Annotated in this window: 11 protein-coding genes; 7 read left to right on the forward strand and 4 right to left on the reverse strand. The window is 65.4% G+C overall.

Annotation, left to right across the window (positions count from 1 at the left end):
* The first annotated feature begins 129 nt into the window (after nt 1–129).
* Both ACWJI3_RS14000 and ACWJI3_RS14005 read left to right on the forward strand, forming a co-directional pair.
* The gene (locus tag ACWJI3_RS14000) at nt 130–873 is read left to right on the forward strand and encodes a queuosine precursor transporter (RefSeq protein WP_480203987.1); all 744 of its coding nucleotides are present in this window, start codon (nt 130–132) and stop codon (nt 871–873) included.
* A gap of 74 nt (nt 874–947) precedes the next feature.
* Nucleotides 948–1,712: a class I SAM-dependent methyltransferase gene (locus ACWJI3_RS14005; protein WP_480204064.1), complete on the forward strand. Its 765-nt coding sequence runs from the start codon at nt 948–950 to the stop codon at nt 1,710–1,712.
* 220 nt (nt 1,713–1,932) lie between these two features.
* Here the strand turns inward: ACWJI3_RS14005 and rpmA are convergent, their stop codons facing one another.
* Both rpmA and rplU read right to left on the reverse strand, forming a co-directional pair.
* Nucleotides 1,933–2,196 carry a 50S ribosomal protein L27 gene (gene rpmA / locus ACWJI3_RS14010; protein ID WP_094512693.1) on the reverse strand — a complete coding sequence of 88 codons (264 nt, stop codon included), beginning with the start codon at nt 2,194–2,196 and terminating at the stop codon, nt 1,933–1,935.
* A 51-nt stretch (nt 2,197–2,247) separates the two neighbouring features.
* Complete coding sequence (rplU, locus tag ACWJI3_RS14015) at nt 2,248–2,646, reverse strand: 50S ribosomal protein L21 (RefSeq protein ID WP_094512692.1); 399 nt, start codon at nt 2,644–2,646, stop codon at nt 2,248–2,250.
* Nucleotides 2,647–2,823: 177 nt separating this feature from the next.
* Between rplU and ACWJI3_RS14020 the strand changes: the two genes are divergently transcribed.
* The 3 genes from ACWJI3_RS14020 (at nt 2,824) to kaiC (ending at nt 5,663) form a co-directional block, all read left to right on the forward strand.
* Nucleotides 2,824–3,702: a circadian clock protein KaiA gene (locus ACWJI3_RS14020; protein WP_259729815.1), complete on the forward strand. Its 879-nt coding sequence runs from the start codon at nt 2,824–2,826 to the stop codon at nt 3,700–3,702.
* The gene (gene kaiB, locus ACWJI3_RS14025; protein WP_094512690.1) at nt 3,699–4,055 is read left to right on the forward strand and encodes a circadian clock protein KaiB; all 357 of its coding nucleotides are present in this window, start codon (nt 3,699–3,701) and stop codon (nt 4,053–4,055) included. The genes ACWJI3_RS14020 and kaiB overlap by 4 nt, the downstream gene beginning before the upstream one ends.
* Nucleotides 4,056–4,121: 66 nt before the next feature.
* On the forward strand, nt 4,122–5,663 hold the full coding sequence (kaiC, locus tag ACWJI3_RS14030) for a circadian clock protein KaiC (protein ID WP_094512689.1): 1,542 nt from the start codon (nt 4,122–4,124) through the stop codon (nt 5,661–5,663).
* A 26-nt stretch (nt 5,664–5,689) separates the two neighbouring features.
* Here the strand turns inward: kaiC and nblS are convergent, their stop codons facing one another.
* Together nblS and purD are read right to left on the reverse strand one after the other, a co-directional pair.
* Nucleotides 5,690–7,726 carry a two-component system sensor histidine kinase NblS gene (nblS, locus tag ACWJI3_RS14035; RefSeq protein ID WP_255101152.1) on the reverse strand — a complete coding sequence of 679 codons (2,037 nt, stop codon included), beginning with the start codon at nt 7,724–7,726 and terminating at the stop codon, nt 5,690–5,692.
* 140 nt (nt 7,727–7,866) lie between these two features.
* Nucleotides 7,867–9,177: a phosphoribosylamine--glycine ligase gene (purD, locus tag ACWJI3_RS14040; protein ID WP_255101085.1), complete on the reverse strand. Its 1,311-nt coding sequence runs from the start codon at nt 9,175–9,177 to the stop codon at nt 7,867–7,869.
* A gap of 59 nt (nt 9,178–9,236) precedes the next feature.
* Between purD and ACWJI3_RS14045 the strand changes: the two genes are divergently transcribed.
* Complete coding sequence (locus ACWJI3_RS14045; RefSeq protein ID WP_480203988.1) at nt 9,237–10,361, forward strand: hypothetical protein; 1,125 nt, start codon at nt 9,237–9,239, stop codon at nt 10,359–10,361.
* Entirely contained in the window at nt 10,358–11,113 is a 756-nt protein-coding gene (purC, locus tag ACWJI3_RS14050) for a phosphoribosylaminoimidazolesuccinocarboxamide synthase (RefSeq protein WP_255101083.1), read from the forward strand. The genes ACWJI3_RS14045 and purC overlap by 4 nt, the downstream gene beginning before the upstream one ends.
* Nucleotides 11,114–11,135 lie beyond the last annotated feature (22 nt).

Consider the following 11,135-nt stretch of genomic DNA (forward strand, 5'->3'; position numbering starts at 1 on the left):
CGCGACATCGCTGCAGATGGCAAACGCCGGGAAAGGGAAGGCCGGCGGCGGTGCATCATCGCCGCCAGGGGGTGGCAGGAGCCAGGCGGGGCTTCAGGCTGGGGTACCTGTTCCCCCGGTACCGCGTCTGTGCCTGTGCAACACCGCCGTGATCTGGCCTTCCTGGTGCTGGCCGGCCTCTTCCTCGGCACCATGGGCATGCTCAACATCCTCGGCCTCACCCGCTTCCTGAGCCTGGGCTCGATCGGCGGCTGGCCGATCGTGGTGGCGGTGGGTGCACTGCCCTATCCGGTCACCTTCCTCTGCACCGATCTGATCAGCGAGATCTGGGGCGAGCAGAAGGCGGGACAGGTGGTGTGGGTGGGGCTGCTGCTCAACGGATGGATCGTGCTCATCCTCTGGCTTGGAGGGGTGCTACCTGGCCTGGCCGGCACCGACTCCAGCACCTTCTTCGAGATGCGGCGCCTGGCCTTCGGCGCCGTGGGGGCCTCCATGGTGGCGTACCTGGCGGCCCAGTTCACCGACGTGCGCCTTTTCCATTTCTGGAAGCGCTTCAGCGGCGGCAAGGCCCTCTGGCTGCGCAACAACGGCTCCACCCTGGTCAGCCAGCTGGTGGACACCACAGCGGTGGTGTTGATCAGCCACTACGCCGCCCATGTGCTGCCGATCCGCTCTGGTGAGCCGGTGCTGCCCCAGCTATGGGCGTTCATCCTCAGCGGCTACCTGTTCAAGTTTCTGGCCGCCCTGCTCGACACCCTGCCCTTCTACCTCCTGGTGGGCTGGCTGCGGCGCTGGCTTGAGGTGCCCGGCGACGGGGTGGAACTGGGCCATGAAGACCCCCGCCCAATCCCGCTGCCCCGGCCGGGGCGCTGAGCCAGCCGTGAGCGGCGGCCCCTTACCCTGACGGTCTGCCAAGGGGACCAGGAGTGTCCGAGTCAACCCAGACCATGACGGCCCCATCGGTGCTGCCCAGCCTCGATGTGGAGCGGTTCCTGCGGGACGGCTTCGGCCTGTTCGACCAGCTGGCGGCCTACGTGCAGCTGAGCCCAGGCGAACTGGAGCAGCGCCTGGCCCACAGCCGCAGCGACCTGGCCGCCCTGCACCCCGGCGCCACCGGCTTCGACCCGGAACGGGTGGAGGCCTTCTACGAGGAAACGGTGGGCCACGGCCACCTGCTCGAGCTTTCGGCCTGGCACCTGGGCAGCGGCGATTACATCGCCGACACTCTGCGCCTGCAGCAACATCTGGCCCGGGGCCAGGTGCTCGACTTCGGCGGCGGCATCGGCACCCATGCCCTGGCGGCGGCGGCCCTGCCCCAGGTGGAGCGGGTGTGGTTCGTGGACCTCAACCCCGACAACCGGGCGTTCGTGCGCCAGCGGGCGGAAGCCCTGGGCCTCGCCCATCGCCTCGGCTTCTGCCGCGATCTGAGCGATCCGGCCCTGCCGGCCACGTTCGACACCATCGTCTGCCTGGATGTGCTGGAGCACCTGAGCCATCCGGCCGATCAGCTGGAGGTGTTCGCCTCACGCATGTCGAAGGAGGCGGTGGCCCTGCTCAACTGGTATTTCTTCAAGGGCTTCGCTGGCGAGTATCCGTTCCACTTCGATGACCCGCAACTGGTGGAGCGTTTCTTCCGCAAACTCCAGAGCCGCTTCCTCGAGGTGTTCCACCCCTTCCTGATCACCACCAGGGCCTATCGCCTCGCCGATTGACCAGCCTGGTGACCGCCGCATGCGCGGAGGCGGAGGCGAAAGGCTGACCCCGGAGCGAAGCCAGACACCACAGCGGAGCCAGATCCTGTCGCACCCGGGTGTGCGCACGCACCAGGCTGGCACCCGCACCCAAACGAAAAGACCGGGAGGCTGGAGAAACAGCAAGTCCCGGTCTTGAGCTGCAGTCCTGTGGCTTTCAGGAAAGTTGGGCCGTTGGCGTTCAGCCCAGGGCCACGTGGATGCGCTTGCGGTTGCGGAGGCCGCGCTTGATGGTCTCGAAGTTCACGACGCCGTCGATGAGGGCAAAGAGGGTGTCGTCGGAGCCGCGGCCGACGTTGTTGCCAGGCAGCACGGAGGTGCCGCGCTGACGAATCAGGATCGAACCGGCGCTCACGGTTTCACCGCCATAGCGCTTGACACCCAGCCGTTTGGAATTGGAATCGCGGCCGTTGCGGGTGGAGCCTGTGCCTTTCTTGTGGGCCATGGGGTCGAGAAAACGAAGGGTGGGCGAAAGAAGGAGGAAGTGGAGCCGGGATCAGGCGAGCGCCTTGCCCGCCACGGTGATCGACTCGACCCGCACACGGGTGAGCTCCTGGCGGTGGCCGTTTTTGCGGCGGGTTTTCTTCTTGGGCCGCATTTTGTAGACGATGATCTTGGGGCCGCGGCGATGCTCAAGCACCTTGAGCTGAACGGTGACACCGCTCACATAAGGGTGGCCCAGTGTGGTGGCGCCGCTGGCGTCACGCACGAGCAGCACGTTCTCCAGGGTGACGCTCTCGTCGACCTCTGCCGCGATGCGGTCAAGGTCGTAGTAGCGGTTCGGCTGGAGCCAGAACTGCTGGCCTGAGGCCTCGGCGATCACATAGGTGCCGGCGCCCGGCGCTGGAGAGTCTGTGCTCGGCGCTGAGGCGCCGGTGGCGGGGGTGGTGCTCATGGGTGCGAAGGCGTGGACAGGCTGCCCGCTCCTGGCCAGCGACCCTGTTGGGGATCACCGGACGGCTCGGCATTCAGGCCTGGCGCACATCCTGAAGAATGGACAAGTGTCCATCCTCCACTCCCAGAGCCCCGCCCGTCAACCTTAAGGTCTCCCAAACGTGGTTCCACGCGCCGCATGTCCCAGCCGGCCTTCACGATCGCCTCGCTGATTCGCGATCCCGGCCTTGATGCTGCCTGCGGGCAGTGGCTGCAGGAGGGGCGCTACGACGTGGTGGCGCTCGGCCTGGCCCCTGACCCCTGCGCGTTGCTGGCCGAGAGCTGGGAGAACTTTGACGCGGTGCTGCTGGAACAGGGTGCCCTGCCTGAGGCACTCGATGGGTTACGCCATCAGGGTTTGCTGCTTCCCGCCGTGGTGGTGGGCCCGGTGAGTGGGCAGCTGGATTACCACGATGCCGAGGTGCATCTGCCCGCCGACCAACTGGAACAGCTCAGCTACAGCCTGGATGCGGCGATCTCCCGCTTCCTGCGACGTGGCAACGTGGAGGGGGCTCTACCGAGCGAGCCCGGCGGCGATGGCTCCTGGAGGCTGTCAAGCCGCCTGCAGGAGCGGCTTGGCTATCTGGGGGTTTTCTATAAGAGGGACCCTTCGCGGTTTCTCCGCAATCTGCCTCCCCTGGAGCAGAAGGAGTTGTTTCTCTCCCTGGAGCGCACGTACAGAGATCTGCTGGTGAGCTACTTCAAGGACGAGGCCGCAGCGAATCAGGCATTGGAAAGCTTCGTGAACACCGCATTTTTCAGTGATCTCTCCATCACCAAGACCGTGGCCATCCATGCAAATCTGATCGACGAATTCTGGAAGTTGCTCAAGCTCAAAGGACAGAAAGACGATTTTCTTCGTGATTACCGCCTGGCCCTCCTTGACGTGATGGCCCATCTCTGCGAGATGTACCGTCGATCCCTGCCCGTCAACGAGCCGGCCCCAGGGCCGCGCGCCGTCGCTGCCACCACGCTTCAGGACCTTCGATCCAACCAACCTTCTGAGGTGCACCCTTGAGCATTCGCAAGACCTACATCCTCAAGCTCTATGTGGCGGGGAACACTCCCAATTCCATGCGCGCCCTCAAGACCCTGCGCAACATTCTGGAGCAGGAGTTCAAGGGGGTGTATGCCCTGAAGGTGATTGATGTGCTCAAGAATCCCCAGCTGGCCGAAGACGACAAGATTCTGGCCACCCCCACGCTCGCCAAGATCCTCCCACCGCCGGTGCGACGCATCATCGGCGATCTCTCTGATCGGGAGCGGGTGCTGATCGGCCTTGATTTGCTTTACGACGAGCTCACCGAAAATGATCTCTTCAATCCTGAACCCCAGGCTGATGATGCCGGTGGCACGGGCCAGATTCTGTAGATCCTCCTAGTAATTTCCGGGCTTTGTTCAGCTGGGCCTTAGGTTGATGCAGGCACCAGACCAGCCATGACGGATTCTCCTTCCCATCCCCATTCGCAGATGCAGGTTCAGAAGCTTCCGACCGGGGTGGAAGGCCTTGATGACATCTGCCAGGGCGGCCTGCCGATTGGGCGTTCCACGCTGATCAGCGGCACATCCGGCACGGGCAAGACCGTTTTCTCGCTGCACTTTCTCTACAACGGCATTCATCATTTTGATGAGCCAGGCATCTTCGTTACCTTTGAGGAATCGCCCCGGGACATCATCCGCAATGCTTCCAGCTTTGGTTGGAATCTGCAGGAGCTGGTGGATCAAGGCAAGTTGTTCATCCTTGATGCTTCCCCGGACCCCGATGGCCAGGATGTGGCTGGAAGCTTCGATCTCTCGGGATTGATTGAGCGAATCAACTATGCGATCAGAAAATACAAGGCCCGGCGCGTGGCCATCGATTCAATCACGGCGGTTTTCCAGCAATATGATGCTGTGTCGGTGGTGCGTCGGGAGATTTTCCGCCTGATTGCCCGGCTCAAAGAAATCGGCGTCACCACGGTGATGACCACCGAACGCATCGATGAGTACGGCCCGATCGCCAGATATGGCGTCGAAGAGTTTGTCTCCGACAACGTGATCATTCTGCGCAATGTCCTGGATGTGGAGCGCCGCCGCCGCACGGTGGAGATCCTCAAGCTGAGGGGAACCACCCACATGAAAGGAGAGTTCCCCTTCACCATGGGGCCACAGGGTGTAGCGATTTTCCCGCTGGGCGCGATGCGCCTCACGCAGCGTTCTTCAAATGTGCGCCTGAGCTCGGGAGTACCGCGCCTCGATGAGATGTGTGGCGGTGGTTTCTTCAAGGATTCGATCATCCTCGCCACCGGTGCCACCGGCACTGGCAAGACACTGCTGGTGAGCAAGTTCATTGAAAACGCCTACAGAAACAAAGAACGGGCCATCCTCTTTGCCTACGAAGAGTCAAGGGCGCAATTGCTTCGCAATGCCACCAGCTGGGGCATTGACTTTGAGCAGATGGAGCAAGATGGCATGCTCAAGATCATCTGTGCTTATCCAGAATCCACCGGCCTGGAAGATCATCTCCAGATCATCAAAACCGAGATTGCCGAGTTCAAGCCCTCCAGAATGGCGATTGATTCGCTATCTGCCCTCTCCCGTGGGGTGAGCCACAACGCTTTCCGGCAGTTTGTGATCGGCGTGACGGGATACGCGAAACAGGAAGAGATTGCTGGCTTCTTCACCAACACCTCCGAAGAATTCATGGGGAGTCACTCCATCACGGATTCCCACATCTCCACGATCACCGATACGATTCTGCTGCTGCAGTATGTGGAGATCCGCGGTGAGATGGCCCGCGCGATCAACGTGTTCAAGATGCGTGGCTCCTGGCACGACAAGGGGATCCGTGAATTCGTGATCACAGGCAACGGCCCAGAAATACGCGATTCCTTCTCCAATTTCGAACGTATCATCAGCGGCGTGCCCCACCGTGTCACCTCCGATGAACGGGTGGAACTCTCCCGCATTGTGCGTGGTGTGGAGGATGACGCTTTCTGATCGGGATCTCCGTTCTGAGCCAGATCTCAGGCAGCGCTGGCAGCGGGTGGTGATGGCTGTGAGAACGCAGCACTGAATGTAGACGTGGCGGCGGCGGCGTTACTTCGCTCGCCTGCAATCGCCAGTTCATCGCTGTCGGCTTGCTCCAGGGGTAGATCGAACCAGAAGGTGGTGCCAACGCCCAGTTCGCTCACCATGTGGATGCGGCTACCGTGCTTTTCAATGATGCCTCTCACGATCGATAGCCCCAGACCCGTTCCCACTTCGGTGTGCACGGCATTCTCGACCCGGTAGAAGCGATCGAAGATCCGGGCCTGGTCTTCGCGGGAGATGCCGGCTCCCGTGTCGGCGATCTCCACCCGCAGCCGCGGCAGGGGTGAGGACAGACCACAGCTGAGGCTGTCTTTGTCATGGACGGGGATGGAGAGGTCGATGTGGCAGGAATCAGGCCACGGATAGGCGCGCAGCCTCAGGCAGCCACCCGGTTGGGTGAACTTGAGCCCATTGCCCACCAGGTTGTCGAAGACCTGAAGCAGGAGGTCCCAGTTGCCACGTACGCGGGGCAACTGGGCATCCACATCCATCGCCAGCGTCACCCCTTTCTCATCGGCATTGAGGCGGTAATTGCGCAGGGTCTGCTCGATCGCCGGGCGCAGTTCAATCGGCTCCAGCACCCAGGTACGGTCGGATTCCAGCCTCGACAGATCGAGAACATCGTTCACGAGGCGTGTGAGACGATCGGTTTCAGCGTTGGCGATGCCGAGGAACTCCTGGGTTTCCTCCTCACTCAGCTGGTCACGCATGTCGTGGAGGGTTTCCACATAGCTCTTGATGTTGAACAGCGGCGTGCGCAATTCATGCGACACATTGCTGATGAAGCGGCTCTGGGCGGCGTTCAGTTCCACTTCCCGGGTGAGGTCCTGGATCGTCATGGCAATCCCCTTCAGGCTTTCGCCGCTGGCATCACGCACGCTCTGCAGCACGATGCGCAGGGTGCGGGGCGGCTCGCCGAACGTGCAGCGCACATCGCAGCTGTCCCGCTCACCGGCCAGCAAGCCATCAAGCGGGGCTTGCAGTTCCATCGCCAGCAGATCTGGCAATTCGCTGCAGAGATCACTGCCTTCCAGGTTGCGGCCTTCCCAGCGGAACAGGCGGCGGGCCGTGGGATTCACCAGCACGATCTGACCATCGCCATCGAGCAGGGCAGCGCCGTCGGCCATGCTGGCGATCAGGGTCTGCTGTTTCACCTGGGCGGCGGTGAGTTCCTCGATGTTGGCGGCGTCGTACACCTCCAGCTGGGAGGCCATGTCGTTGAAACCATTCAGCAGTTCCCCCAGCTCGCCGCCCACGGGCAGGGCGATGCGGGCCTGGAAATCACCGCCGGCGATCGCCCGCACGCCACGCAGCAATTCCTTCACCGGGCGGGTGATCGTGAGCGCGTTGAACACTGCCCCGAGGATCACCAGCACCCAGATCGAGATGAACACCGCCACAGTGACTTCCCGCGTCAATGCCGCACTGGCCAGCACCGCTTCATTGGGATTGATACCAAGCGCGAGCACGCCGAGGTAGCGCCCTTCGCTCACCATCGGCACGAACACATCGGTGACCTGGCCGTCTGGGCTGAGGTGCTGACGGATCAGCGGATTCTGGGAACGGCGTTGCAGATCGGCGGGCAGTTCAAGCCGGCGGCTGAGCAGCAGTTCACTGCTGCCGTTGCTGCCGCCGATCGGGATGCCGAGGTAGATCACTCCATCGGGATCGGCGAAGAAGATGTAACGCAGGCTTCGGCTCGAGCGCCAGAAGCGCTCCGCCACCGCCGCCAGTTCGCGGTCGTTGGCTTCGGCCACCAGCGGGGTGACGTTCGCGGCCAGCAGCAGACCCAGGTCGCGGGCGAAGCGGGTGTCGCTCATACGCGCATCGCGTTGGATGCCGTTGAGCGCGATGAAGGTGATGCTGGTCATCATCAGGCTCACCACCAGGGTGGCCACAGCCAGCAGCTTGGTCTGCAGGCTGAATTCGGCCCACCACAGGCCGAGCCGCTGCTGCCAGCTGAGCGGCATGGCGGCCGCGCCAGTGGTGGCGCCGCGAGCGGGGGCAGGGGACAGAGGGGTCGGGGCGGAGGCTGGAGAGGCAGACACCGGCCGGTCAGAAGAGGGCGGAAGCTCGGCGGTCACGCGCGGAACCGTCGGATAGACGCACCCTAGGGGCGGCGCACCTGGTGGCCGATGTCACGCCGGAAGCTGAGGCCTTCGAAGTGCACCTGCTCCAGGCCGCCGTAAGCGGCGGCGAAGGCCGCATCGAAATCGTCGGCCTGCGCCACCACCGCCAGCACCCGACCTCCTGCCGTGACGCAGACACCATCGGCGCCGGCCCGGCTACCGGCATGGAAGAGCTGCAGATCCGGATCCGGCGTAAGACTGGTGGTGATCGCGTCACCGCTGCGCACCGGGCCGGGGTAGCCGGCGGCGGCAGCCACGACGCAGGCGCTGCAGCGGCCCGAGATCGTGAGCGGCGGGGCGGCGTCAAGGCGGCCGCTGGCACAGGCCATCAGCACCTCGGCCAGTTCATCGCCCAGCAGGGGCATCAGCGTCTGGCACTCGGGATCGCCGAAGCGGCAGTTGAATTCGATCACCTTCGGTCCGTCGTCGGTGAGCATCAGGCCCGCGTAGATCACGCCGCGGTAATCGATGCCCCGGCCCCGCAGGGTGGCCAGGATCGGCAGCAGCACCTGCTGACGCACCAGCTCGAGCCCGGCCGCGTCCAGCAGGGGGGCCGGCGCATAGGCCCCCATGCCGCCCGTGTTTGCGCCGGTGTCCCCTTCGCCGATGCGCTTGTGGTCCTGAGCGGGAGGCAGCAGCACCATGCGCTCCCCGTCGGTGAGCGCGAACACCGACACCTCCGGTCCGCTCAGGCGCTCCTCCAGCACCAGGGCGTCGCCGGCACTGCCGAAGCGCCCCGCAAAGATCTCCTCGATCGCGGCACGGGCCTCCTCAAGGCTGTCGGCCACCGTCACCCCTTTGCCGGCCGCCAGCCCATCGGCCTTCACCACCAGGGGCCGGCCATGGGACTCCAGGGCCTGCAGCGCCTGCTCGCGGCTGGTGGCGGCCCAGTAGCCCGCCGTGGGCACGCCGGCCTCCTGCATCAGCGCCTTCGCCCATTGCTTGCTGGCCTCCAGTTGGGCGCCGCCTGCCCCTGGACCGAACACCGCCAGTCCGGCGGCGCGCAGCTCGTCGGCGAGGCCAGCGGCCAGGGGTGCTTCCGGGCCCACCACCACCAGATCCACCTGCCGCTCCAGGCAGGCGGCGACCAGCCCAGGCCCATCGCTCTCGGCGATCGGCAGCGGCTCGCAGCCCTCCTGTCCGGCGGTGCCGCCGTTGCCCGGGGCTACCCACACCCGTTCCACGCCGCGGCAGCGCCGCAGGGCCCAGCCCAGGGCGTTCTCCCGGCCCCCCGCCCCCACCACCAGCACCCGGCGTGGAGACGGCAGGCCATCGGTCAGGGGTGCGGACATGGAGCGGAGCGGGTGATGGGGGGCGGTTCCCTTAGGTTGTGGCCCGGTGGCCGCCTGCCGTGACCCTTCCTCTTTACATGCCGGTGGGTCCCCGCCGAAGGCTTGCCCTGCTGCTGATGGCCGGGTTGGTCATCGCCGGCCACGTTCCCATCCAGGCTCAGACTGCGCTCCCAGCCCAGCGCCAGCCCGGGTCTGCTGCCCCGGCGGCCCAGGCTCCGCCGATGGCTTCAGAACTGGCCACGCCCCAGGCCCCGGTGACGCCTGCGGTCCCGGGGCCTGGGGTACTGCCGGGAATGCCCGACGAGGACTTCGATGCTGCGCTGCGCTCCGAGGATTTCGCGGCCCTCGAGCGGGCCTGTCAGGACTCCGCCCGGTTCGATCGCAGCGACCGGCTGCGGCTGCTGCGTGAGCGCCTGGTGACCATGCGCCCGGCGCCCCAGCCCTTCGCCGTGATCCTGGTCAATGCCAATGCCCTGATCAGCTGCCTGGCACCAGAGTCGGCGCTCACCGTGCTCGACCGTTACGGCCCCGGGCAGGGCCGCGAGCGGGAGCAGTGGCTGGTGCAGCAGTGGCGCGCCGCCAACGCCGCCCTCGATCACCGCCGGGCCGCCGAGGCGCTGCGGCGGCTGGCGGCGGGCCGCGTCGCCCAGCTGGAAACAATGCCCCTGCCCCTGCGGCTGCGCGAAGACGGCAGTCTCGACACCCGCTCGGCCCTTGATGTGCTCGCCGGCCACCTGGAGGTGCTGGGCCGCTCGCGGGAAGCGGCGGAGGTGCTGCTGGCCGGACGGCTGCCCGGCACGGTGGCGGCCGAGCGGCTGGAGCGGGCGGTGATCTTGCTGGTGGCGGTGCCGCTGGCTGAGCGCAATGCCCTGCTGGAGCTGGCCCTCAACCAGGCGGCTGCGGATGGGGCCTGGGGGCTGGCGGCGCAGCTGCTGGATCTACAGCAGTTCGTGCAGCGCGCAGCCGGTGCCGATCCGCGCGCGGCCGCCGACCGGCGCCTGAGGCTCGCCCGTCGCATCGACGACGCCTATGGCGAATGGTTGCTGGAGCGCGCCAATCCCGAGGCGAAGCAACGCGCCGCTGCTCTTGAACGTGAGCTGCGCTCCCCCCGGGCCGCCGGTGGGCACGCCAGCCCCGCAGCCGCACCCGGCCCTACCCCACCACCCAACTCCCTCCTGCCATGACGGCCTTTTCGATCGGTGCGCTCCTGTATGAGGGCAAGGCCAAGCGGGTGTTCGCCACCCAGGACCCCGACCTGGTGGCGGTGGACTACAAGGACGACGCCACTGCCTTCAATGCGCTGAAGAAAGCGCAGCTGCAGGGGAAGGGCGCCCTCAACTGCCGCATCTCCGCGCTGCTGTTCGAAGCGCTCGAGGCCGCCGGCGTTCCCACCCACTACCTGGGTGTGGAGGGCAGCTCCTGGATGCTGGTGCGGCCCGTGGCGGTGATTCCCCTGGAGGTGGTGATCCGAAACCGCGCGGCCGGTTCCCTCTGCCGGGAGATGCCGATCGCGCCCGGTACCCCCCTGGAGCCACCGCTGCTGGATCTTTATTACAAGGACGATGCCTACGGCGATCCGTTTCTGAGCGAGGCACGGCTGGCGAGGCTGGCGCTGGTCACGGCGCAGCAGCGCGCCGATCTGGAGGCCCTCGCCCACCGGGTGAATGGTGTGCTCCGCCCGTTGTTCGCCGGCGTAGGACTCGAACTGGTGGATTTCAAGCTGGAGCTTGGCTTCACGGCAGACCAGCAGCTGGTGGTGGCCGATGAGATCAGCCCGGACACCTGCCGGCTCTGGGACCTCGCCACTGAGGACGCCAGCGACCGGATTCTGGACAAGGACCGCTTCCGCCAGGACCTCGGCGGCGTGATCGAGGCCTATGGGGAGGTCCTCAAACGGGTCCAAGGGGTTTGCCCTTCCCCCCGGGTCTACGGGTAAGGTCACGCCAATTTGCGGCCCG

This window comes from Marcopretia estuarina LEGE 06307, assembly GCF_056633115.1.

Coding starts and splice junctions, on each gene's coding strand:
- ACWJI3_RS14005 (WP_480204064.1), top strand. CDS start 948: ATGACGGCCCCATCGGTGCTGCCCAGCCTCGATGTGGAGCGGTTCCTG.
- rpmA (WP_094512693.1), bottom strand. CDS start 2,196: ATGGCCCACAAGAAAGGCACAGGCTCCACCCGCAACGGCCGCGATTCC.
- rplU (WP_094512692.1), bottom strand. CDS start 2,646: ATGAGCACCACCCCCGCCACCGGCGCCTCAGCGCCGAGCACAGACTCT.
- ACWJI3_RS14020 (WP_259729815.1), top strand. CDS start 2,824: ATGTCCCAGCCGGCCTTCACGATCGCCTCGCTGATTCGCGATCCCGGC.
- kaiC (WP_094512689.1), top strand. CDS start 4,122: ATGACGGATTCTCCTTCCCATCCCCATTCGCAGATGCAGGTTCAGAAG.
- nblS (WP_255101152.1), bottom strand. CDS start 7,726: ATGCCGCTCAGCTGGCAGCAGCGGCTCGGCCTGTGGTGGGCCGAATTC.
- purD (WP_255101085.1), bottom strand. CDS start 9,177: ATGTCCGCACCCCTGACCGATGGCCTGCCGTCTCCACGCCGGGTGCTG.
- purC (WP_255101083.1), top strand. CDS start 10,358: ATGACGGCCTTTTCGATCGGTGCGCTCCTGTATGAGGGCAAGGCCAAG.